Source organism: Streptomyces sp. NPDC048275 (assembly GCF_040652275.1).
Taxonomy (GTDB): Bacteria; Actinomycetota; Actinomycetes; order Streptomycetales; family Streptomycetaceae; genus Streptomyces.
On sequence record NZ_JBEZLR010000081.1, the window covers coordinates 21,434 to 43,907 of the forward strand.

General features: G+C 69.5%; 23 protein-coding genes. 12 read left to right on the forward strand and 11 right to left on the reverse strand.

The genetic code is table 11. The features are described from left to right. Nucleotides 1–247: 247 nt before the first annotated feature. A complete protein-coding gene (locus tag AB0D57_RS34880) occupies nucleotides 248–1,012 on the reverse strand; it encodes a GntR family transcriptional regulator (RefSeq protein WP_362082514.1) in 765 nt (254 codons plus the stop codon). Nucleotides 1,013–1,431: 419 nt separating this feature from the next. Between AB0D57_RS34880 and AB0D57_RS34885 the strand changes: the two genes are divergently transcribed. The 4 genes from AB0D57_RS34885 to AB0D57_RS34900 all read left to right on the forward strand — a co-directional run bounded on the left by AB0D57_RS34885 (nucleotide 1,432) and on the right by AB0D57_RS34900 (nucleotide 6,239). Further along, nucleotides 1,432–2,718 (forward strand): extracellular solute-binding protein, encoded by a 1,287-nt coding sequence (locus tag AB0D57_RS34885; protein WP_362082517.1) that lies wholly within the window; start codon nucleotides 1,432–1,434, stop codon nucleotides 2,716–2,718. Nucleotides 2,719–2,856: 138 nt separating this feature from the next. Then, nucleotides 2,857–3,846 carry a sugar ABC transporter permease gene (locus tag AB0D57_RS34890; protein WP_362082520.1) on the forward strand — a complete coding sequence of 330 codons (990 nt, stop codon included), beginning with the start codon at nucleotides 2,857–2,859 and terminating at the stop codon, nucleotides 3,844–3,846. Continuing rightward, nucleotides 3,843–4,685, forward strand: a complete 843-nt coding sequence (locus AB0D57_RS34895) for a carbohydrate ABC transporter permease (protein ID WP_362082523.1) — start codon at nucleotides 3,843–3,845, stop codon at nucleotides 4,683–4,685. Before AB0D57_RS34890 ends, AB0D57_RS34895 begins: the two co-directional genes overlap by 4 nt. A gap of 9 nt (nucleotides 4,686–4,694) precedes the next feature. Further along, nucleotides 4,695–6,239, forward strand: a complete 1,545-nt coding sequence (locus tag AB0D57_RS34900) for a glycoside hydrolase family 3 protein (protein WP_362082526.1) — start codon at nucleotides 4,695–4,697, stop codon at nucleotides 6,237–6,239. 122 nt (nucleotides 6,240–6,361) lie between these two features. Here AB0D57_RS34900 and nagB read toward each other — a convergent pair whose 3' ends face one another. Further along, nucleotides 6,362–7,147: a glucosamine-6-phosphate deaminase gene (gene nagB / locus AB0D57_RS34905; protein ID WP_362082529.1), complete on the reverse strand. Its 786-nt coding sequence runs from the start codon at nucleotides 7,145–7,147 to the stop codon at nucleotides 6,362–6,364. A 320-nt stretch (nucleotides 7,148–7,467) separates the two neighbouring features. Between nagB and AB0D57_RS34910 the strand changes: the two genes are divergently transcribed. Together AB0D57_RS34910 and AB0D57_RS34915 are read left to right on the forward strand one after the other, a co-directional pair. Then, nucleotides 7,468–8,094: a TetR/AcrR family transcriptional regulator gene (locus AB0D57_RS34910; protein WP_362082532.1), complete on the forward strand. Its 627-nt coding sequence runs from the start codon at nucleotides 7,468–7,470 to the stop codon at nucleotides 8,092–8,094. A 470-nt stretch (nucleotides 8,095–8,564) separates the two neighbouring features. Then, a complete protein-coding gene (locus AB0D57_RS34915) occupies nucleotides 8,565–10,031 on the forward strand; it encodes a PAS domain-containing sensor histidine kinase (RefSeq protein WP_362082580.1) in 1,467 nt (488 codons plus the stop codon). Between the two features lie 198 nt (nucleotides 10,032–10,229). On the opposite strand, the gene AB0D57_RS34920 is transcribed toward AB0D57_RS34915, so the two are convergent. Continuing rightward, nucleotides 10,230–10,487, reverse strand: coding sequence for a WhiB family transcriptional regulator (locus AB0D57_RS34920; protein WP_016639615.1), 258 nt, complete (start codon nucleotides 10,485–10,487; stop codon nucleotides 10,230–10,232). Between the two features lie 319 nt (nucleotides 10,488–10,806). Continuing rightward, nucleotides 10,807–11,775, reverse strand: coding sequence for a diacylglycerol kinase family protein (locus AB0D57_RS34925; RefSeq protein WP_362082535.1), 969 nt, complete (start codon nucleotides 11,773–11,775; stop codon nucleotides 10,807–10,809). Nucleotides 11,776–11,945: 170 nt separating this feature from the next. On the opposite strand from AB0D57_RS34925, the gene AB0D57_RS34930 reads away from it, so the two are divergent. Both AB0D57_RS34930 and AB0D57_RS34935 read left to right on the forward strand, forming a co-directional pair. Next, on the forward strand, nucleotides 11,946–12,395 hold the full coding sequence (locus tag AB0D57_RS34930; RefSeq protein WP_362082538.1) for a hypothetical protein: 450 nt from the start codon (nucleotides 11,946–11,948) through the stop codon (nucleotides 12,393–12,395). A 38-nt stretch (nucleotides 12,396–12,433) separates the two neighbouring features. Further along, complete coding sequence (locus tag AB0D57_RS34935) at nucleotides 12,434–12,556, forward strand: hypothetical protein (RefSeq protein ID WP_362082541.1); 123 nt, start codon at nucleotides 12,434–12,436, stop codon at nucleotides 12,554–12,556. A 157-nt stretch (nucleotides 12,557–12,713) separates the two neighbouring features. On the opposite strand, the gene AB0D57_RS34940 is transcribed toward AB0D57_RS34935, so the two are convergent. The 3 genes from AB0D57_RS34940 to AB0D57_RS34950 form a co-directional block, all read right to left on the reverse strand. Beyond that, nucleotides 12,714–13,874, reverse strand: coding sequence for an RNA polymerase sigma factor SigF (locus AB0D57_RS34940; protein ID WP_362082544.1), 1,161 nt, complete (start codon nucleotides 13,872–13,874; stop codon nucleotides 12,714–12,716). Next, nucleotides 13,871–14,284: an anti-sigma regulatory factor gene (locus AB0D57_RS34945; RefSeq protein ID WP_362027411.1), complete on the reverse strand. Its 414-nt coding sequence runs from the start codon at nucleotides 14,282–14,284 to the stop codon at nucleotides 13,871–13,873. Before AB0D57_RS34945 ends, AB0D57_RS34940 begins: the two co-directional genes overlap by 4 nt. A gap of 307 nt (nucleotides 14,285–14,591) precedes the next feature. Continuing rightward, on the reverse strand, nucleotides 14,592–14,852 hold the full coding sequence (locus AB0D57_RS34950; RefSeq protein WP_362082547.1) for a UBP-type zinc finger domain-containing protein: 261 nt from the start codon (nucleotides 14,850–14,852) through the stop codon (nucleotides 14,592–14,594). Nucleotides 14,853–14,913: 61 nt separating this feature from the next. Between AB0D57_RS34950 and AB0D57_RS34955 the strand changes: the two genes are divergently transcribed. Beyond that, complete coding sequence (locus AB0D57_RS34955; RefSeq protein WP_362082550.1) at nucleotides 14,914–16,509, forward strand: Na+/H+ antiporter; 1,596 nt, start codon at nucleotides 14,914–14,916, stop codon at nucleotides 16,507–16,509. Nucleotides 16,510–16,531: 22 nt separating this feature from the next. On the opposite strand, the gene AB0D57_RS34960 is transcribed toward AB0D57_RS34955, so the two are convergent. The 4 genes from AB0D57_RS34960 to AB0D57_RS34975 form a co-directional block, all read right to left on the reverse strand. Beyond that, the gene (locus AB0D57_RS34960) at nucleotides 16,532–16,657 is read right to left on the reverse strand and encodes a hypothetical protein (protein WP_362082553.1); all 126 of its coding nucleotides are present in this window, start codon (nucleotides 16,655–16,657) and stop codon (nucleotides 16,532–16,534) included. Between the two features lie 23 nt (nucleotides 16,658–16,680). Beyond that, nucleotides 16,681–17,565, reverse strand: a complete 885-nt coding sequence (locus AB0D57_RS34965) for a pyridoxal-phosphate dependent enzyme (RefSeq protein ID WP_362082583.1) — start codon at nucleotides 17,563–17,565, stop codon at nucleotides 16,681–16,683. Nucleotides 17,566–17,688: 123 nt separating this feature from the next. Continuing rightward, nucleotides 17,689–18,279 carry an N-acetylmuramoyl-L-alanine amidase gene (locus AB0D57_RS34970; RefSeq protein WP_362082556.1) on the reverse strand — a complete coding sequence of 197 codons (591 nt, stop codon included), beginning with the start codon at nucleotides 18,277–18,279 and terminating at the stop codon, nucleotides 17,689–17,691. A 175-nt stretch (nucleotides 18,280–18,454) separates the two neighbouring features. Beyond that, nucleotides 18,455–18,688 (reverse strand): hypothetical protein, encoded by a 234-nt coding sequence (locus AB0D57_RS34975; protein ID WP_362082559.1) that lies wholly within the window; start codon nucleotides 18,686–18,688, stop codon nucleotides 18,455–18,457. Between the two features lie 313 nt (nucleotides 18,689–19,001). On the opposite strand from AB0D57_RS34975, the gene AB0D57_RS34980 reads away from it, so the two are divergent. The 3 genes from AB0D57_RS34980 (at nucleotide 19,002) to AB0D57_RS34990 (ending at nucleotide 22,384) form a co-directional block, all read left to right on the forward strand. Further along, entirely contained in the window at nucleotides 19,002–20,408 is a 1,407-nt protein-coding gene (locus AB0D57_RS34980) for a family 2B encapsulin nanocompartment shell protein (protein ID WP_362082562.1), read from the forward strand. An 80-nt stretch (nucleotides 20,409–20,488) separates the two neighbouring features. Further along, on the forward strand, nucleotides 20,489–21,526 hold the full coding sequence (locus AB0D57_RS34985) for a family 2 encapsulin nanocompartment cargo protein polyprenyl transferase (protein WP_362082565.1): 1,038 nt from the start codon (nucleotides 20,489–20,491) through the stop codon (nucleotides 21,524–21,526). Between the two features lie 207 nt (nucleotides 21,527–21,733). Beyond that, nucleotides 21,734–22,384, forward strand: a complete 651-nt coding sequence (locus tag AB0D57_RS34990; protein ID WP_362082568.1) for a GNAT family N-acetyltransferase — start codon at nucleotides 21,734–21,736, stop codon at nucleotides 22,382–22,384. The last annotated feature ends 90 nt before the right edge of the window (nucleotides 22,385–22,474 follow it).

The window sequence follows — 22,474 nt, forward strand, 5'->3', positions numbered from 1 at the left end:
GGGAGGACGGGACCAGGACTCGTCCCGGCACAGCGCGAAGAAACAGGAAGCCACGGACTCCCGCCCGAACCCTGTGCCGCGTAGCGGCACAGGGTTCGGGCGGGAAGGCCGGAATCCTCGGGCTTCAGCCCGAGGAGCAAGTCAAACCACGTGCACTACCTCAAGTGGCTTATTTCTGGGGCTGTTTGGCCGCGGTTGATCCTGCGGCTGCTTCACCGTGGTTGATCCTGCGGCCCTTCGACCGTGGTCACTCCTGCGGCCGCTTCAGCCGTGCCACGAACTTGTACCGGTCGCCCCGGTACACCGACCGCACCCACTCCACCGGCTCGCCCTGCCGGTCCAGCGAGTGGCGGGAGAGCATCAGCATGGGCAGCCCGACGTCGGTGCCGAGCAGGCCGGCCTCGCGCGGGGTGGCCAGCGACGTCTCGATGGTCTCCTCGGCCTCGGCGAGATGGACGTCGTACACCTCGGCGAGTGCGGTGTAGAGCGAGGTGTACTTGACGAGCGACCTGCGCAGGGCGGGGAAGCGCTTCGCGGACAGGTGGGTCGTCTCGATGGCCATCGGCTCGCCGCTCGCGAGACGCAGTCGTTCGATACGCAGTACCCGGCCGCCGGACGAGATGTCGAGCAGCCCGGCGAGGGTGTCGTCGGCGGTGATGTAGCCGATGTCCAGGAGCTGCGAGGTGGGTTCGAGACCCTGGGCGCGCATGTCCTCGGTGTACGAGGTGAGTTGGAGCGCCTGGGAGACCTTCGGTTTGGCGACGAAGGTGCCCTTGCCCTGGATGCGTTCGAGGCGGCCCTCGACGACCAGCTCCTGGAGGGCCTGGCGCACGGTGGTGCGCGAGGTGTCGAACTCGGCGGCGAGGGTGCGCTCGGGCGGGACCGGTGTTCCCGGCGGCAGCGTCTCCGTCATGTCGAGCAGGTGCTTCTTGAGGCGGTAGTACTTGGGCACGCGCGCGGTACGGATGGGTGCCCCACCCTCGCTCTCCGCACTGCCGACGTCGGTGCTCATACTCTGCCTTCCCGGCTCCGGATGCCGAAGCGACCGACATCCCCATCGGTCACGGCTCACATCGTGGCACGGCTTCTTGTGCGAGTGTCCCCCGCACGCTCCGTGATCCCCTCTATATACCGTCGGCGTTCCTGTTGGTCTAGTCCACGACTCGGGGAAGGGCGCGTGACCGGACCGTGCGAGACCGGTGAAAAGCCCTGCCGGTTATGCCACTTACCTACTTAAAGGTCCTTGCATATTTAGGTCCCGTAACGGACGTCCTGCCTGGCTTGAACACCCTTGACACCCCTCTAGGTCTAGGCCAAGCTCCCCCCTACTGGTCTACACCATTGGTCCAGTCCCGGCCCCATGGGCGGTACGTGCGTTGACGCTCACCGCGGGGAGGCAGGGGGGTTTGTGGCATCCCTGAGGAGGGTGGCGTGAAGCGCAAGCTGATAGCCGCGATCGGTATCGCGGGCATGATGGTCTCCATCGCGGCGTGCGGGGACAGTGACAACAACTCCGGGGGGTCGGACAAGGGCGCGGACGCCAAGGCGCTGACCGTCTGGCTCACCGTGGACGCGCAGAACAACTGGCCCGAGCTGGTCAAGGCCGCCGACGCCGCCGTGAAGGCGAAGCACCCGGGCGTCAAGATCAACCACGAGTACTACGGCTGGCCGGACAAGAACACCAAGCTCGACGCCGTCCTCGCCACCGACAAGGCTCCCGACGTGGTCGAGATGGGCAACAGCGAGATGCTCGGCTACATGGTCAAGGGCGCCTTCGCTCCGGTCGAAGCGTCGAAGTACGAGAATTCGGACGCGTGGCTGGACGGCCTCAAGACCTCCGTCACCTACGAGGGCAAGACCTACGGCGTGCCGTACTACGCCGGTGGCCGCGTCGGCAACTGGCGCAAGGACCTGGCCGCTTCGGTCGGCGTCAAGTCGGCCCCGAAGACGTACGAGGAACTGACCTCCGCCCTGGACAAGATCCAGAAGAAGGAGGGCGACAAGTTCAGCGCCTGGTACCAGCCCACCCGCGACTGGTACGCGGCCATGTCCTTCGTCTACGACGCCGGCGGCTCGATCGCGGTCGAGTCGGGCGGCCAGTGGAAGGCCAACCTCTCCTCACCCGAGTCCATCAAGGGGCTCGAGGCGTTCAAGAACGTCGTCGACACCTACATGCACGGCGACAAGACCAAGGACGAGTCCGACCGCTACATCGTCTACGGCCAGGGCAAGGCCGCCATGATCTTCGGGGCCGCCTGGGAGGGCGCCACCTCCGAGGCCCCGGAGAACGACAAGACCGGCAAGCTCAAGGGCAACCTCGAGAACTTCGTGATGCCCGGCCCGTCCGGCAAGAACCTCCCCGTCTTCCTCGGCGGCTCCGACCTCGCGATCCCCGTGAAGTCCAAGGCGCAGGCCCTCGCCGGTGAGTGGATCAACGCCTTCACGGGCGCCACGGGCCAGAAGGGTCTGATGGCCAAGGGCAACCTGCCCAACAACAAGACCGACCTCGCCACGCTGAAGAACGACCCGGCGACCGTGGTCCAGGCCACCGCGGCCGAGAGCAACTGGTTCGTGCCGATGGCGCCGGGCTGGGGCCAGGTCGAGAAGGCCCAGGTCCTGCAGACGATGCTGCAGAGCATCGGCACCGGCAAGAAGTCGGTCGAGGCCGCCGCGAAGGAAGCGGACGCCGCGATCGACAAGGTGATCAACACCAAGTGACCTGAGGCAGGGCCCCGTTGCCGGCGGGGTCCTGCCTTCCGTACGGCCTGGTCGGGGGGGCGCGGGGGACTCCCGTACGACCTGGCCGCGCGGGGCTTCGTCTTCGTACGACCTGAGGGACCGCTGAGGAGCGCGCGGATGAGTGCCGCTGATACGACCACTGCCAAAGTGCCGCCGACGCGGCCGTCGCCACCACCACCAACGGCCGCTCCGGACAGGCCACGCAGAGGGCGGACCTCCGGCGGGACGGCCGTGCCCTGGGCCCTGCTCGCCCCCTGTCTGCTGATCCTCGCGCTGGTCTTGGGCTATCCCCTCGTCCGGCTGGTCACCCTCTCCTTCCAGAAGTTCGGGCAGTCCCAGCTGTGGGGCTTCCAGCCGGCCGAGTCGGTCGGCCTCGACAACTTCGACAAGGTGCTGGGCGACAGCGAGTTCTGGGCCGTCGTGGTCCGCACGATCGTCTTCGCCGCCGGGGCCGTCGTCTTCACGATGGTCATCGGCATGCTGATCGCGCTGCTCCTCCAGCGGGTCTCGGGCTGGGTGAAGATGCTCATCAACATCGTGCTGGTGGCCAGCTGGGGTATGCCGATCATCGTGGCCACCACGGTCTTCAAGTGGCTCTTCGACTCGGACTACGGCGTCTTCAACGCGCTGCTCAGCAAGCTGCCGGGCGTCGACATGGTCGGCCACAACTGGTTCGCCAGCGGGCCGCAGGGGCTGGCCGTGATCATGCTCCTGGTGGTGTGGGGGGCCGTGCCCTTCGTCGTGATCACTTTGAGTGCCGGTCTCACGCAGGTCCCGAAGGAGTTGGAGGAGGCGGCCCGCCTCGACGGCGCGGGCGCCTGGGGCGTCTTCCGTTACGTCACGCTGCCGATCCTGAAGCCGATCATCGTGATGCTCACGACGCTCTCCGTCATCTGGGACATGGGCGTGTTCCCGCAGGTCTTCGTGATGCGGGGCGGCCATCCCGAGGCCGAGTTCCAGCTGCTCACCACGTACTCGTACGACCGCGCGTTCGTGGTCAACGACTACGGGCAGGGATCGGCGATCGCCCTGCTCACCGTGCTGTTGCTGCTGGGTGTGGTCGCCGTGTACATGCGGCAGATGCTGAAGATCGGAGAGGTCGAATGAGCACGCTCGCCCCTCAGGCGCGCAGGAAGTCCAAGTTCGGCTGGAACCTTCTCGGCCTGCTCGTCTTCGTCACCGCGGGCTTCCCCGTCTACTGGATGCTGAACACGGCGTTCAAACCGGCGAAGGACGCCATCGACCCGGATCCGAGCCTGTTCCCCACCGGACTGACGCTCGGCAACTTCCGCCGTGCGCTGGACATCGCGGACTTCTGGGGCCCGGTGGGCCGCAGTCTGATCGTTTCCGCGGCGGTGGTCGTGATCGGCGTCGTCGTCGGCATGCTGGCCGCCCTGGCCATCTCCCGCTTCGCCTTCCGCGGCCGCAAGATCGTGATCGTCGGGATTCTGGCGGTCCAGATGGTCCCGCTGGTCGCCATGATCATTCCGGTGTTCCTGCTGCTCAACGACCTGAACCAGTACGACAAGCTGTCCGGCCTGATCATCACGTACTTGACCTTCATCCTCCCCTTCACGGTGTGGACGCTGCGCGGCTTCATCGTCAACATCCCGAAGGAACTGGAGGAGGCGGCCATGGTCGACGGCTGCTCGCGCACGGGCGCCTTCATGCGGGTGGTCTTCCCGCTCCTCGCCCCCGGCCTGGTCGCCACCTCGGTCTACGGATTCATCCAGGCCTGGAACGAGTACCTCTACGCCCTGATGCTGCTGAGCCAGAAGAACCAGACCGCCACCGTCTGGCTGGGTAACTTCACCACCCAGCACGGCACCGAATACGCACCGATGATGGCCGGTTCCACGATGATGGCCGTGCCGATCGTCGTCCTGTTCCTCATCGTCCAGCGCAAGATGGCCGCGGGACTGACCGCGGGCGCTGTGAAGGGATAACGCCACCCGATGACGACACTCGCCAGCGGTACCACCGCGTCCAATTCGGCGGAAGACGGGCTGACACGCGACGCGCTCACCGTCCTCCAGCCCGGCTTCACGGGAACCACCGCCCCCGACTGGCTGCTCCGCCGCCTCGGCGAAGGCCTGGCCTCGGTCGGCCTGTTCGGCCGCAACATCGCCTCGCCGGACCAACTGACGGCCCTGACCGCCCAGCTGCGCGCGGAACGGGACGACGTCCTGGTCGCCATCGACGAGGAGAGCGGCGATGTCACCCGCCTGGAGGTCCGCACCGGCTCCTCCTACCCGGGCAACCACGCGCTGGGCGCGGTGGACGACGTCGAACTGACCAGGGAGGTGGCCTCGGCACTCGGCCACCGTCTCGCGGCCTGCGGGGTGAACCTCAACTGGGCCCCGTCCGCGGACGTGAACTCGAACCCGGACAACCCGGTCATCGGCGTACGGTCCTTCGGCGCCGACCCCGACCTGGTGGCCCGGCACACCGCCGCCTATGTCACCGGCCTGCAGTCCGCGGGCGTCGCCGCCTGCACCAAGCACTTCCCCGGGCACGGCGACACGGCGGTCGACTCCCACCACGCGATGCCGCGCATCGACGCCGCGCCCTCAGTGCTCCAAGCCCGTGAACTCGCTCCGTTCCGGGCCGCGATCGCCGCGGGTACGCGCGCCGTGATGAGCGCCCACATCCTGGTCCCGGCCCTCGACCCCGACCGCCCGGCCACCCTCTCCCGCCGCGTCCTCACCGGCCTGCTGCGCGAGGAACTCGGCTATGACGGCCTCATCGTCACCGACGGCATGGAGATGCAGGCCATCGCCGCGACGTACGGCATCGAGCGGGGAAGCGTCCTGGCCATCGCGGCCGGCGCGGACGCGATCTGTGTGGGCGGAGGCCTGGCGGACGACGAGACGGTACGGCGGCTGCGCGACGCCCTCGTCTCCGCGGTCCGCGCGGGGGAACTCGCCGAGGAACGCCTCGCGGACGCGGCGGCGCGCGTGCGGGCGCTGGCCGCGTGGACGGCCGCCACGGCCGCACGGGCCACGCGCTCCGCAACCGGCCCGAACGGTGCCGCCGAGATCGGACTGGTCGCCGCCCGCCGGGCACTCAGGCTCACCCCCACCACGCCGTACGCCCCGCTCACCGAGGCTCCCTACGTCGCAGTCCTCGCCCCCGTCGCGAACATCGCCGTCGGCGACGAGACCCCCTGGGGCGTCGCGGCCGAACTGGCCCACCTCCTGCCCGACACGCAGACGGGCACCTTCACCGGCGACGACGCGGGCGGCGACTCCGGCGAGGACGTCGGTGCCGCGGCCCTCGCTGCGGCGGGCTCCCGTCGCATCGTCGCCGTCGTCCGCGACGAACACCGTCATCCCTGGATGGCGACGGCCCTGGACACCCTCCTGACCTCCCGCCCCGACACGATCGTGGTCGAGATGGGCGTACCGCAGGCTTCGCCGAGGGGCGCCCTGCACATCGCGACGCACGGCGCGGCGAGGGTGTGCGGCCGCGCGGCGGCGGAGGTCATCGCGGGGGAGTAATCACGCGAAGACGAAGAGGAACAGGAAGACGAAGGCGAAGACGCCGGTGCCGGGCCCCAGCGGGAGCCCGGCACCGGCACGCTTCCGGTCTCTGCCGGCGTTCGTGATCCAAACGACAGGCCCTAGATTCCCTGCCAGTCCGGCTTGTTCGCGAACGTGTGGCGGAAGTAGTCCGCGAGCTTCAGCTTGGCCGCCGCCGCCTCGTCCACGACGACCGTGGCGTGCGGGTGGAGCTGGAGGGCGGACGCCGGGCAGACCGCCGCCACCGGTCCCTCGACGGTGGCGGCCACCGCGTCCGCCTTGCCCTCACCCGTGGCGAGCAGCACGAGATGCCGCGCCTCCAGGATCGTGCCGATGCCCTGCGTGATGACGTGGTGCGGCACCTGCTCGATGTCGCCCTCGAAGAACCGCGCGTTGTCGACCCGGGTCTGCTGGGTCAGCGTCTTGATCCGGGTCCGTGAGGCGAGTGAGGAGCACGGCTCGTTGAACCCGATGTGCCCGTCCGTCCCGATCCCGAGCAACTGGAGGTCGGCCCCACCGGCCGAGGCCAGCGCCTTGTCGTACGCCTCGCACGCGGCCCGCACGTCCTCGGCGGTGCCGTCGGGTCCCATGAACGCGTCCATGCCCAGCCCCAGCGGCTCGAGCACCTCGCGCAGCAGCACCGAACGGTACGACTCGGGATGCTCGGCCGGCAGCCCCACGTACTCGTCGAGCTGCGCGATCCGGGCCCGCGAGGCGTCCACGGCGCCGGAGCTCACCTTCGCGGCCAGCGCCTCGTAAATGGGCAGCGGGGTCGAGCCCGTGGCCACGCCGAGCAGCGCCTCGGGCTTGTGCCGCAGCAGCTCCGCCATGGCCTCGGCTATCAGCTCGCCGCCAGCCTTGGCGTCCGGGACGATGACAACTTCCACGCTGGGCCTGCCGATCTGGAGAGGGACTCAAGTGGAACCCGAAAGGGGACGTGTGGTATAGACCAATCTAGCAGAGCCCCTACCATCCGGTCGCGCCGGTGCCCCATGCTGCCCACGGGGGCGGCGGGCCCCGCCGTAAAGGTCCCACAGGGCCATACGGCCAAGAACGTCCACCCCCTCCCTCCTTTCCCGCGCCCGACGCCCGCCGGCGGACGCCCTGGTCGCTCAACTGCCCGACCGCTTTCTTTTAGGGGTCTTCTGGATGCCGCGTGTCTCACGGCCCGCCGACATTTCTCTAGCACCCGCTATAAAATCCACCCATGGTGAACAGGCAGCAGACCGAGCCGGAGAGCAGAGCCAAGCAACGCGGCCGCCCCCGCTCCTTCGATCGCCGGACCGCGCTGGAGAAGGCGACCCTCGCCTTCTGGGAGCACGGCTACGAGGCGACCTCCGTCTCCGACCTCACCCGTGTCATGGGCATCGGTGCCCCGAGCCTGTACGCGGCGTTCGGCGACAAGCAGACGCTCTTCGAGGAGGCCGTCCGCGCGTACGACACGACGTACGGCTCCTTCGGCGACCGTGCCCTGGCCGAGGAACCCACGGTCCGCGGCGCGGTCGAACGGATGCTCCGCGAGGCGGCGGCCGAATACACCGACCCGCGCCACCCGCACGGCTGTCTGGTCATCCACGCGGCCATCAACTGCACGACGCCCGAGGTGGAGGAGTCCCTGCGGGCGCGACGCAATGCCACGATCGCCGCCTTCGAGAGCCGGATGAGCGCGGGCATCGCCGCGGGCGAACTGCCCGCGGACACGGACGCCGCGGCCCTCGCCCGGCATACCGGTGCGATGATCCAGGGAATGTCCCAACAGGCCCGCGACGGAGCCACCAAGGAGGAACTGGAGGCCGTCGCCGAACTCGCGATGGCGATCTGGCCCCGGTCGTGACTCAGGCCGTGACCCCGGCTGCGGCATCGGCGGCCGCACATGACCCCGTTCGCCCCCGCTCATGGGCCGATCCGGCCCCCGTCGGGGATCGAAGCGGGCTAGTCTGCATGGTGGATGCTGTGGGAAGTTCGATAAAGAGACAACAACACACATCTTCCGACGCATGGACGTGCCCGCGTGGTCTAGTCCACAATGCGTAGGTACAGCGGCATCAACTGAACAAGCCTCCGTCTTCCCCGCACAGGAAGGCGGACCGAGGAACCGGCGCTCTCTGCCCTGACTGCTCCGGGTCCTCTCCTTCGGCCGACCGGGACCGCACACCCCGCGGCCGTTGCTGCTCCGGGCTGCGGTGCCGGGAGGGTTGAGGGTCCCTCCCAGGCGCCGCGGCCCGCGGGTGCTTCCGGGCCCGCGCAGGTGGCTGATTTCGGGGGCTGTCATATACGCCGGGTACGCTCGCACATGTGCCCTCCATGAACGACCTCGTACGCCAGCACACCGCCCTCGGTGACTCCGATCTCGAGTGGCTGCATCTGCTGGTCTCGGAGTGGCAGTTGCTCTCCGACCTCTCCTTCGCGGACCTCGTGCTGTGGGTCCCCACGCGCGATGGCACCCGCTATGTGTCCGTGGCTCAGATGCGGCCCAACACCGGCCCGACCTCGTATCAGGACGACATGGTCGGCCACCTCGTCCCGCGCGGCCGCAGGCCCCTGCTGGACGCCGCGCTCGACGAGGGCCGGATCGTGCGCGAGGGCGATCCGGAGTGGCGGGAGGAGGTCCCGGTACGGGTCGAGTCCATCCCCGTGCGCAGGGAGGGGCGCGTCCTGGGAGTGATCGCCCGCAACACCAACCTCCTCACCGTGCGTACGCCGAGCCGGCTGGAGCTCACGTACCTCCAGAGCGCGTCCGACCTCGCCCAGATGATCGCGGCGGGCACCTTCCCGTTCCCCGACCAGCAGGTCGACATGGATGCCTCGCCGCGTGTGGGTGACGGACTCATCCGCCTCGACGCGGACGGCACGGTCCAGTACGCCTCTCCGAACGCGCTGTCGGCGTACCACCGCCTGGGGCTGGCCGCCGACCTGGTGGGCCACAACCTCGGTGTGACCACCGCCGAACTCGCGCCGTCCCGAGGTCCGGTCGACGAGGCGCTGGCGAAGGTGGCCAGCGGCTGGGCGCCCCGCGAGTTCGAGATCGAGAGCGGTGACGGGGTGATCCAGCTGCGCGCGATTCCGCTCAAGCCCAAGGGCACTCGCGTCGGTTCCCTCGTACTCCTGCGCGACGTCACCGAACTGCGGCGCCGCGAGCGCGAGTTGATCACCAAGGACGCGACCATCCGGGAGATCCATCACCGGGTGAAGAACAATCTCCAGACGGTGGCGGCCCTGCTGCGGCTCCAGGCCCGGCGCATCGAGTCGGAGCGCGGCCGTGAGGCGCTGGAGGAGGCCGTACGCCGGGTCGGTTCGATCGCGATCGTGCATGAGACGCTGTCTCAGAATCTGGACGAGCGAGTGGAGTTCGACGAGATCGCCGACCGCGTGCTCGCGATGGTCGCCGAGATCTCGCCCGGCAAGGTCACCGGGCGCCGCACCGGACGCTTCGGGATTCTGGACGCCGAGGTCGCCACCCCGCTCTCCATGGTCCTCACCGAGATTCTGCAGAACGCGCTGGAGCACGGCTTCCGCGAGGGCGACCGGGGCACCGTCGAGGTCTCGGCGGTCCGCGGCGGCACCACCAAGGACACCCGCCTGCTGGTCACCGTCCAGGACGACGGGGTCGGTCTCCCGGAGGGCTTCGACCCGCACCGCTCGGGCAACCTCGGTCTGCAGATCGTACGGACCCTGGTGGAGGGGGAGTTGGGGGGGACGTTCGACATGGTCGCGGCGCCGGAGCGCGGCACGCGGGTCATCCTGGACATCCCGGTGCCGGCCCATAAGTAGCCCGGGTCAAGGAGTCCGCGTCAAGGAATCCGGGTCAAGGAGTCCGTGGCGCATGACAGTGGCCCCGGACCAATTTCGGTCCGGGGCCACTGCTTACGCTGCTATGCGCATCGGGGGTACTGCGCGCTGCGGCTCGGGGGCGGGAGATGCGTACTCGCTGTACGCGCCGCCAAGCTCAGGCTCGTGCGGGGTGGGGTGTCAGGCGGATGCCTGACGGGCCCGGTTGCGGGCGGCGCGGCGCTTCATGGCACGGCGCTCGTCCTCGCTGAGGCCACCCCAGACGCCGGAGTCCTGGCCGGACTCAAGCGCCCACTGCAGGCACTGCTCCATAACGGGGCAGCGGCGGCAGACGGCCTTGGCTTCCTCGATCTGCAGCAGCGCAGGACCGGTGTTGCCGATGGGGAAGAAGAGCTCGGGGTCTTCCTCGCGGCAAACGGCGTTGTGACGCCAGTCCATGGCTGCTACCTCTCCTTGGTATTACATGCACGTTGCTTGTGAATGTGAACGCTTTCACGAATCCCTCAACAAGTGAAGGGCCGACTGCCAGGTTTCCCTGACGTGGTCCTGTGATTTGAGGAGGGGTTCTGGCTCTCTGTGGGGCCGATGTTGCGGGCCGTCCCGATCGCCACGTAGAGACTCGCAAACCTCAGCGGCGGATACAACCCCTTCTGGAAAGTTTTTTTTGATTCCTCGGTGTCGACTAGGTCACAGCCGTACTTCCATGGGGTGGACCCTGGTCTAAACGTTCGAGTGAAAGGACTTTGGCCGCTTCCGCTCACACAATCACACGCAGTGCACGGCGAACGCCTGTGAACGTCACGCTTGTGCGCAGTCCGAGGTGGTCACCGTCCATCTGGAGGGGCAGTGGCACCTTCGAATGCAAGGTGAAGTCGGTCAAGTCGTGCAGGGAGGTGGCGTGCTTGCCGTGGGGGCCGCGCTCGGGGGACGAAGTGAGCAACTGGGTGGCATACCGGGCAACCGCGGCCGTCGACATGCGGCTGAGGCCGAGTACGTCGAGTCCGGTATCGAACGAAGCCTTAGGGGACGCGTACACCGGACGATTGCCGAGAAACGTCCACGGGGAAGTGTTACAGACTATGGACAGAACGAGATCGGTGATCGGGTCCTGGCCGGGCTGCTCCAGCGTGATCATTCCCTGCCTGCGGTGAGGTTCGTCCAAAAACTGACGTGCCGCTTGGCGCAAATACAGCGCATGAGTGGAGCGCTTGCCGCGCTCGCGCTGCTGCTCGACCCGGCCGATCACCCCGGCGTCGAAGCCGAGCCCCGCGCAGAACGTGAACCAGCGGGACGGCACCGCCTCGTCCTCGGTGCCGGGGGTACCCGCGGCGAGACCCAGGCCGACCGTGCGCTCTCGTTCCTCGCGCAGCGCGTCCAGGAGGGCGCCGGTGGCCTCCACCGCGTCGTTGGGCAGGCCCAGAGCGCGGGCGAAGACGTTGGTGGAGCCGCCGGGGACCACGGCGAGGCGAGGCAGGCGGTCCAGGTCGGGGCCGTGGTGCAGCAGGCCGTTCACGACTTCGTTGACGGTGCCGTCGCCGCCGAGGGCGACCACCAGCTCGATGTCCTTGCTCTCGGCGGCCTGCCGGCCGAGGTCCCGGGCGTGCCCGCGGTACTCGGTGGTGACCGCGTCGAGCTTCATCTCGCTCGCCAGTGCATGGATCAACACGTCACGCGTGCGCGCACTCGTGGTGGTTGCTGCCGGATTGACCACGAGAAGTGCGCGCATGCGAAGCAGCGTACCTACCGAGTGGTACTCGTCCCAGGCCGAGGTGAGGATCAGGTAAGAGTTCCGGGCGTGACCCTCGACACGGGGAGACCCGGGGAAGGTCTCGGGAGGCGCGAAGGGAGCGGTCGGGCCCCGGCGGTGCGCCGGTGGCCGAGGGCTACTCTTCAGAGGTGAGTGCTGAGCAGACCCCCACCCCTGACACCCCCACCGCAGAGCCCCGCCCGGGGCGGCTGACCGCCGCGGCGGCGCTGGCCGCGCTGGAGGGGCTCGCCCTGGTCGCGGGGGGCGCCTACATACTCGTACAGGGACTGGCGGGCGACCCCGACGACCGGCAGCAGGCTGTCACCGGGGGAGTGACGCTGATCGTGCTCGCGCTGCTGCCGCTGCTGGCCGCCCGCGGACTGCTGCTGCGCCGCAGCTGGAGCCGGGGTCCCGCCGTCATCACCCAGATCATGGCCCTGCCGGTCGCCTACAACCTGCTCCAGGCCGACAGCATCGCCATCCCCGGAGGCATCGCCCTGGCAGTCGTCGCGGTCGTGGCGCTCGCGCTGCTCATGAACCCCGCGACGACGCGGGCGCTGGGCATCCGGGGCCCGGGCAGCGTAGAGGAACCGAAGTAGCACCGGCGGGTGCAGTCCGTGCGGGTGCGTTCGAGGTCGTGGCCGTTCACACCGAGATCCGTCGGCACGTCGGCGCACCCTGTGTCGTGAACGGCTCCGCGGTCGCAGCCCACGTCGGCGCGGTCGAAATCCGCGGCCACGCGCGCCGCGAACCGGACTGAACCCGGACTGAACCCGGACTGAAAACCGGACTGGCATACGCTCTGGCGCCTTACGCGCGCCGACGGCCGTGGCGCCGGCTCCCCCTCGTGTCGCACCGACCTGTCCGTGGCTGCGGATCCCGCGTCGCGAGGCCACGAACGAGGTCGCGAGGTCGTGCTACTCCTCCACCAGCAGCTTCTCGCGGAGCTGGGCGAGTGTGCGCGCCAGCAGGCGTGAGACGTGCATCTGGGAGATGCCGACCTCCTGCGCGATCTGCGACTGCGTCATGTTGCCGAAGAAGCGCAGCAGCAGGATGCGCTTCTCACGCGGGGGAAGGTCTTCCAGCAGCGGCTTCAGCGATTCCCGGTACTCGACGCCCTCCAGCGCCTCGTCCTCGGCGCCCAGCGTGTCCGCGACGGCCGGAGACTCGTCGTCCGTGTCGGGGACGTCCAGGGACAGCGTGGAGTACGCGTTGGCGGACTCCAGACCCTCCAGAACCTCCTCCTCCGAGATGGCCAGCTTCTCGGCCAGCTCGTGGACCGTCGGGGAGCGGCCGTGCTGCTGGGACAGCTCGGCCGTCGCCGTGGTGAGCGACAGCCGCAGCTCCTGCAGTCGGCGCGGCACCCGGACCGCCCAGCCCTTGTCGCGGAAGTGCCGCTTGATCTCGCCGACGACCGTCGGCGTCGCGTACGTCGAGAACTCGACGCCGCGCTCCGGGTCGAACCGGTCGACCGACTTGATCAGGCCGATGGTGGCGACCTGGGTGAGGTCGTCCAGCGGCTCACCGCGGTTGCGGAAGCGGCGCGCGAGGTGCTCGACGAGCGGGAGGTGCATGCGGACCAGCTGATTGCGCAGCTCCGCGTACTCCGCGCTGCCCTCCTGCAGCTTGCGCAGCTCGATGAACATCGCCCGCGCTCCGCTGCGGTCCTGCGGGTCGTGCCGGATGTGCTGGGCACTCGGCCCGTGCTGCGTGCCCTGCACGCTCTGCGTGCCCTCCACGCTCTGCGCCTCTGGCTTGTCGTGTCGCTCGTGCTCGCTCATAGTCCCGCCCGTCACCAGCCGCCGCCCTTCCGAGGACGTGCTTCGCGCGGCACCCTCCGGATCCCGTTGCCCGTCGTCCTGGCCGGGGAGCTGCTTCTGCTCGTCCTCGTCGACCGACACCGTCTCTGCGGACGCCGCACCGTCCTGCGGGTGCGGCCGGGCCTGCTCGGGGATGCCGTCGACGCCCTCCACCACGCGCCGCGGCCCGCCGAGGCCGTCGAGGCCGTCGACGCGCCCGGCGGGCAGCTCCCGTGTGCCGCGCTCTTCGTCCCGCACCGGCCCGTCCCCGTTCCTCACGCCGGCCCGGGTCCCGCGCCGCGCTGTTTGTGGAGGCTGATCGAAACGGTCTTGTCCTCGGCGACGGTGGAGTCGACCTTGCCCGCGAGGGCCGAGAGGACGGTCCAGGCGAAGGTGTCCCGTGACGGAGCGTGACCGTCCGTGGTCGGGGCTGAGACCGTCACCTCGAGCGAGTCGTCGATGAGCCGGAAGACACAGCTGAGCACCGAGCCGGGGACGGCCTGCTGCAACAGGATCGCGCAGGCCTCGTCCACCGCGATGCGCAGGTCCTCGATCTCGTCGAGGGTGAAGTCCAAACGGGCTGCGAGGCCGGCCGTGGCCGTGCGCAGTACCGACAGGTAGGCACCCGCGGCCGGCAGCCGGACTTCGACGAAGTCCTTCGTCGCGGGCTCGCCTGCGATCTGGGACACCCTCACCTCCAAGGTGGTACAAGCTCTTCGAGCTCTTTCGGGGGCCGAGGGTCGCCCCCCGGGGTAACGCGCTATGTGGTTCAGCGGTGACGCTACCGCGCTTCCAAGTTTCCTGTCCTGGGGACCCCGCCCCCTGCTGTCACTCATAGTAAGCCCATGAGTACGGACAGTGGCTAGGGGCTTGCGGTCCCAATTAGGAAGAGCGCGCGCCGGGTTGACGTACCCAGACGTCAGACGGTCGAACCGTCCAGATCGAGGGTCCCACGTGTACATGATCCACGAGCCGTATCAATATGACGTCGACACGTCATACGAGCACGTGGTCCACGAAGCACCAGCGCCAGTTCTCGCCGGGCTCGAAGGTGCGCATCACGGCGTGGCCGCTCTCCTTGAAATGCTCCGTCGCGTGCCGCATCGGCGAGGAATCGCAGCAGCCGAGGTGCCCGCATTCCAGGCACAGCCGCAGCTGCACCGGGTGCGTGCCGGCGGCCAGGCACTCCAGGCAGGTTTCGCTCAGCGGCTCGGGTTCGGGGTGCGGCAGCGCGTCGGCGTGCGTGCACTGTTTCATGATTGCCAGGTTACGTCGGGTGTGCGGGATGCCGCGCGAAAACGAGGGCGGGCGGAAGACGATGCACATTTTGCCACTGCTGTTGCTGGTCGCGGGCAGCGCCGCGGTCGCCGGAGCCGCACGCCGCACGCCGGTACCGGCGCCGCTGCTGCTCGTCGCCGTGGGCCTGGTGATCTCCTACGTCCCAGGGGTGCCGGGGTACGAGCTCGACCCCGAGGTCGTCCTCCCGCTGCTGCTGCCCCCGCTGCTGTATACGGCGGCCACCGACAGCTCGTACCTCGATCTGCGGGCGCAACTGCGGCCGGTCGCGCTGCTCTCGGTCGGCTACGTGCTCTTCGCGACGTTGGTTGTCGGCTGGGCCGCCTACCTGCTCGTGCCGGGCCTGCCGTTGACCGCGGCGCTGGTGCTCGGGGCGGTGGTGGCGCCGCCGGACGCGGTCGCGGCCACGGCGGTGGCCCGCCGGGTGGGGCTGCCCTCGCGGATCACCACGATCCTGCAGGGCGAGTCCCTGGTGAACGACGCGACCGCGATCACCGCCTACAAGGTGGCCCTCGCGGCCGCGGTCGGCGAGGGCGCGACCTGGGCGGGTGGCATCGGCGAGTTCCTGCTCGCGGCGGTCGGCGGTGTGGTCGTCGGACTCGTCCTGATGGTGCCCCTCCACTGGCTGCGCACCCACCTGAAGGAACCCCTGCTGCAAAACACCCTTTCCTTGCTGATCCCCTTCGTGGCGTACGGGGTCGCCGAGCAGGTGCACGCCTCCGGAGTGCTCGCGGTGGTCGTCGTCGCGCTCTACCTCGGACACGAGGCCTGGCAGGTGGACTTCGCGACCCGGCTCCAGGAGGAGGCGGTGTGGAAGATGGTCGCGTTCATCCTGGAGTCCGCGGTGTTCGCCCTGATCGGACTGCAACTGCCGGTCGTCCTCAAGGACCTCGGCGAGTACGACGGTGCCAGCGCCGCCTGGTATGCAGTGGCCGTCTTCCTCGTCGTGGTCGCCACCCGGTTCGTGTGGGTGTATCCCGCCATCTTCCTGCCGCGGATCCTGTCGTCGCGTATCCGGGAGCGCGAGGAGAACCCCACCTGGAAGGGGCCGTTCATCATCAGCTGGGCCGGGATGCGGGGCGTGGTCTCGCTGGCCATCGCCTTCTCGGTCCCGCTGACCATGCACGGCGGCGAAGCCTTCCCCGGTCGCAATCTGATCCTCTTTCTGACCTTCACTACGGTCATCGGGACCCTGGTCGTACAGGGGCTGACACTGCCCCCGCTGATCCACCTCCTGAAGCTGCCCGGGCGCGACACGCAGGCCGAGACGCTCGCCGAGGCGAACGCCCAGGCGCAGGCATCCCGTACCGCCGAACGGCGCCTCGACGAGCTCCTCGCCGACGAACGCAACGCCCTGCCCCCGCCGCTCGCCGACCGGCTGCGCGCGGTCCTGGAGCGCCGCCGCAACGCGGTCTGGGAGCGGCTCGGTGCCGTCAACCCCGTGACCGGCGAGACCGCCGACGACACCTACCGGCGGCTGGCCCGCGAGATGATCAGCGCCGAGCGCGAGGTCTTCGTGAAGCTACGCAACCTCCGGTACATCGACGACGAGATGCTGCGCACGCTGCTGCGCCGACTGGACCTGGAGGAGGCGGCGGCCTACCGGGAGGCGGCATGACCGTCGGGCCATGCTGCTCCGCTCACATGACCGGCGCGTCGAGGCCGAGCCGCTCGGCGTAGAGGCGCCGCGCCCGGTCCAGGTCCTGGGCGGGGAGCCCGGTCACCGGGCGGGCCCCGCCCAGAAGGCTCCTGTTATCCGCGTTCATGCCTCCACTGTGCCGTGTGCGACCTACCGGAGGGGCGCTCCTGTGATCACCGCCGCCACCGTCGTGTCGCGTGCGAACGCGCCCTCCTCCGTCAGGGCGACAAGTCCGTACAACATTTTGGCGACATAGAGACGTTCGACGGGCAGGCCATGGTGCTGTTCGAAGTCCTGTGCGAAGGCGTTGAGTTCGGCGGTGGTGCGGGCGTAGCCACCGAAGTGGAAGCGGTCGTCGAGGGACCAGGTGCCGCGGCGGCCGCCGAACGCGGATTCCTGGAGGGCGCCTATGTCGGCGCTCAGGAAGCCGCCCTTGAGGACGGGTATGCCCAGGGCGCGCTGGTCGGGGGCGAGACCGGCGGCCAGGCCGGCGAGGGTGCCGCCGGTGCCGCAGGCAAGGGCGACGACATCGGCGTGCCCGCGCAGCTCCGCGCCGAGCTCCTGGCAGCCGCGTACGGCAAGGGAGTTACTGCCGCCCTCGGGGACCACATACGCGTCCTCGGCGTGCGCGGCGCGCAGGATGGCGGCCAGGGTCGCTGGCTCGGTCTTGCGGCGGTAGGTCGATCTGTCGATGAAGTGCAGGCGCATGCCGTCGGCCGCGCATCGGGTCAGTGAAGGGTTGAGGGGGAGGCCGGCCAGCTCCTGGCCACGGACCACGCCGACGGTGGGCAGGCCCAGCAGCCGGCCCGCGGCGGCCGTGGCGCGCAGATGGTTCGAGTACGCGCCGCCGAAGGTGAGGACCGTACGGCCTGCCGCCGCGCGGAGATTCGGGGCCAGCTTGCGCCACTTGTTGCCGATCAGCTCCGGGTGGATCAGATCGTCCCTCTTGAGCACCAGCCGGACACCGTGACGCGCGAAGCGCTCGTCCGTGACCTGACGCAACGGCGACGGCAGTCGCGGCCGCAGACCGGTCAGGTCGAGCGCTTCGGGGACCTCGGGGGTGTCCGGGATGTCGGGGACATCGAGGAAGTCGGGGCTGGTCACCCCCTTATTGTCGGACACCTGTCCGCGACGCGGGGCCCAAAGACCGGCCGTACGTCACTTGAGGCGGTCGCGGATGCGTTCCCTCATCGAGGCCATCGTGAAGCCGCGCGGATCGACCTTGCCCGGCTGCCATTCGAGGTGGCCGATGACCGAGCGCTCGGTCCAGCCGTGGTGGCGGCAGATCGCGGCCGCGACCTTTTCGATGGTCTCCAGCTGGGCCTCGGGCCAGGGGTCCTTGCCGTTGCCGAGGTTCTCGCACTCGAAGCCGTAGAAGTGGCGGTTGCCGTCGGTGTTCGCCTCGTTGTCCCGCGGGAGCGCCTTCTCCGCGATCACGGCGCGCAGGACTTCGTCGTCGCCCAGGCCCGCGTGGTTGGCCCGGCCGTAGCCGATGAGATGCAGCACGCCGTCCTTGGTGATGACGCCGTGGCACAGCGGTCCGGGCAGCTTGGTGTGCCCCTCGCGGCAGAGCTCGACGGTGTGCTCGCTGCCCGAGGTCACCGTGTGGTGGATCATCACGCCGTGCACCGGGCCCCATGGGCCCTTGTGATTGCGGTTGTGATGCTCCCAGTCGCCGACCTCGACGACGGTGACGCCTTCCTCCCTGAGCCGGTCCAGGAATCTGCCCGCGGACATGGGTGGGGCCACGGCCGCCTCCTTCGCGCTGCACGCCGACCGCCGGTCGCGGCCGTCTCGTACCGCGGCTTCTACCCGGAACCTGAGGCTCCGGCTCAGTCGTTCGCACAGCGTGCGAGCCGATCCGGTCAGGCCGGGCGGGGGGCGCGGGGGGCGTGTCCCCACCAGCGCGTTTCAGGAGTGCGGTTCAGGAACGCAGGAACGCGTCCCCGTTCGTCGCGATGTGACTCTCCAAGGCGTGAAGAGCCTGCTGGGTGGCCTCGGGGGAGCCGCTGCCGCGCCGCTCCGCGTAGTACGCCGCGCCCAGTCTTTTGAGGAGGTCGCTGCCCGCACGCTGGGCCTGCACCTCGTCGAGCTTCTGCTTGCCCTGCGTGAGCCCTCGCTGCGCCTGTTCCTTGGCGCGGTCCAGGAAGCCTGCCATTGCTGTCTCCCGTCGTTGTCCGTCGAAGAGTCAAACGGTTGGCCGGATCTTGGAGTTCCCGACCGCAACGGCGGCCCGCTGTTCGACCGCAACGGCTCCGCGCTGTTCGAGGAATGGCATCGGGGGGGCATCGAGGGGTGGCCTTGAGGAGTGGCCTCGACGGCTCGGGTCGGCGGCTCGGTGGATCGACAAAATCGGATCCTTTGCCCAATCCCCCCTGATCCATTCCCGCTCATTCGTGTAATAGCACCGGCACGCTCCGTGATGGAAGGCTGGTCCCCGCAGATCAGTGCATGACCGGGAGGGCTATTTCATGTCGGTAGGCGAAGAGGTTCGCGAGGGTCAGGGCAAGCCGCAGCAGAGCCTCGGCACATCCGCCGCGCGGAACCTGGCCACCACCACCAAGTCCGCACCCCAGATGCAGGAGATCAGTTCACGGTGGCTGTTGCGCATGCTTCCGTGGGTGAACGTGCAGGGTGGCACGTACCGCGTGAACCGGCGGCTCAGTTACTCCGTCGGCGACGGCCGTGTGACATTCGTGAAGACCGGTGACCGGGTGCAGGTCATCCCCGCGGAGCTCGGCGAGCTGTCCGTGCTGCGGTCGTACGAGGACCAGGAGGTGCTGGGCGAGCTCGCCCAACGCTGCCAGCAGAGGGAGTTCGCACCGGGCGAAGTGCTCGCCTCGTTCGGCAGCCCGTCCGACGAGGTGTTCCTGCTCGCGCACGGCAAGGTCGAGAAGATCGGCACGGGCCCGTACGGCGACGACGCGATCCTCGGCGTCCTCGCCGACGGCGCGTACTTCGGCGAGCAGGCACTCATCGACCCCGACGCCATCTGGGAGTACACGGCCCGCGCGGTCACCGCGGTCACCGTGCTCACGCTGCCCCGCCAGGACCTCGAGCAGGTCGCGGAGCGCGCCGAGTCCCTGCGCACCCATCTCCAGGCGCTGCGCGCGGTTCCCGAGCAGCGCACCAACAAATACGGCGAGAAGGAGATCGACCTCGCGGCCGGCCACACCGGCGAGCCGGACATCCCCGGCACCTTCGTGGACTACGAGGCCGCGCCGCGGGAGTACGAACTGAGCATCGCCCAGACCGTGCTGCGCCTGCACACGCGTGTGGCCGATCTCTACAACCAGCCGATGAACCAGACGGAGCAGCAGCTCCGTCTCACCGTCGAGGCCTTGAAGGAGCGCCAGGAGCATGAGCTCGTCAACAACCGCGAGTTCGGGCTGCTCAACAACTGCGAGTACGACCAGCGGCTCCAGCCCCACGACGGTGTGCCCAGCCCCGACGACCTCGACGAACTGCTCAGCCGCAGGCGCGGCACCAAGCTGTTCCTCGCCCACCCGCGCGCGATCTCCGCATTCGGCCGCGAGTGCAACAGGCGCGGCCTGGTCCCCGAGAGCATCGAGATCGGGGGCAACCGCATCCCGACCTGGCGCGGCGTCCCGCTCTTCCCGTGCAACAAGATTCCGGTCAGCGATGCCCGGACCACCTCGATCATCGCCATGCGTACCGGCGAGGCCGAGCAGGGCGTCATCGGGCTTCAGCAGGCGGGCATCCCGGACGAGATCGAGCCGAGCCTGTCGGTGCGCTTCATGGGTATCAACGAGCAGGCGATCATCTCCTACCTGGTGACGGCGTACTACTCGGCCGCCGTGCTGGTGCCGGACGCCCTCGGCATCCTGGAGAACGTCGAGATCGGCCGCTGGCGGTGACCATCGGGACGCCGCCCTCGGTGTTCCCGCCCGGCCGGGCGGGAACACCGGGAGCCGAGCGGAGCCCCGCCGGGAGGCCCATGGAAAGGCAGGTCCGGCTCGACGGGCAGGAAGCGGCGGGCATCCTGGAGCGCGCGCGGGCGTCCGTCGACCCCGAACTGCGCAGGGCCGTCGACTCGCTGCCGGGTTCGATGCGCCGGATCGCGCTCTACCACTTCGGCTGGGAGCACGCGGACGGCACCCCGGCGGCCGGGAACGCGGGCAAGGCGATCCGCCCCGCCCTCGTGCTCACCGCCGCCCGGGCGCTCGGCGGCGAGCACACGACGGCCGTACGGGCGGCCGTCGCCGTGGAGTTGATCCACAACTTCACGCTGCTGCACGACGATGTCATGGACCGGGACACCACCCGAAGACACCGCCCCACCGCGTGGACCGTGTTCGGCGACGCAGACGCCATCCTCGCCGGGGACTCTCTGCAGGCGCTGGCCCACCGGCTGCTCGCCGAGGACCCGCACCCGGCGTCCGCGGCCGCTGCCGCCAGGCTGGCGTCCTGCGTCGTCGAGCTGTGCGCGGGACAACACGCGGACACGTCCATGGAGAAGCGCGGCCCCGGCGAGGTCACCCTCGACGAGTGCCTCGCGATGGCCGAGGCGAAGACGGGCGCATTGCTCGGCTGCGCCTGCGCGTTGGGGGCGTTGTATGCGGGGGCCGACGACGACGACGTCGAGGCGCTCGACGCGTTCGGCCGGGAGGCCGGGCTCGCCTTCCAGCTGATCGACGACGTGATCGGGATCTGGGGGGACCCGAGCCGCACCGGCAAGCCGTCCGGGGCGGACCTCATCGCCCGCAAGAAGTCCCTGCCGGTGGTGGCCGCGCTCGCCTCCGGCACTCCGGCGGCCACGGAACTCGCCGAGCTGTACGGAATTCCGTACCAGGAGGGGGAGCTGGAGCGCACGGCGCTGGCCGTCGAGCGGGCGGGCGGCCGCGACTGGGCACAGCTCCAGGCGGCCGACCGGATGTCCCGGGCGATGCGCGAGTTGTCCCGGGCGGTCCCCGAACCGGAGGCGGCGGGCGGCCTCCTTGCACTCGCGGAGTTCGTGACGCGGCGCAGCAACTGAAGCCGTCGGCAGGGAGCGACGGTTGAAGACCCCGGGGCTGCCAGGGCCGTACGGCACCTGACCTCCGTACGGCACGGGGCTCCGGCCCGGGCGGGTCCCGCGCATCCCCACGGTGCGCGGGGCCGGCCCCTTTTTCCGTGGAGCCCCGGCGTGGCCGCAACAGCCATATGATTTACGGCAGTTGAGGCGGAGGGGCGGGAGCGGAACATGGGTGTGGGGATCCGGACGGCGGGCGAGGGTGATCGCGAGCTGGTCACCAGGCTGCTCGACGAGGCGTTCCAGGGCGACCCGGTGAGCCGCTGGATCTTCCCCGACGCGGCGCACCGCGGCAGCACGCATCCCCGGTTGATGGGGATGTTTCTCGACATCGTGCTCGCCGAGGGCCGGGTCGACGTGACCGAGGACGGCGCGGCGTGCGCGCTGTGGCTGTCCGTGCCCGCCGCGGCCGACGGCGATCACGCCGATGAGGGTGACGGGCCCGCGCAGCTGCGTGCGGCCGTCGATCCGGACAATGAGCGCGTCGAGCTGGTGGGCCGGCTGACGGACCGGGCGCACCCGGTCGGACGTGCCCATGAGTACCTGTGGTTGATCGCGGTGACGCCCGACCGCCAGGGCGAGGGGCTCGGCACCGCGCTCATGCAGCCGGTCCTGGACCGTTGCGACCGGACGGGCCTGCCCGCCTATCTGGAGGCGAGCAGCGCCCGCAGCCGCGAGCTGTACGAGCGCCTCGGCTTCGTCTTCACGGGCCGTACGGTGGATCTGCCGGACGGCCCTCCGATGTGGCCGATGTGGCGCGAGCCGCAGGGGGAGCCCGAGGGTGAATCCCAGGACGCACCCCGGGGTCGGCCCCAGAGCTAGGGCCTGTCCGGCGGATCATGCCGGAGACGCGGGGTCTGGCACGCCGATCTGCGGCGTTGTCGTCGGTTGCCGACTCCCCCACTCTCGGCT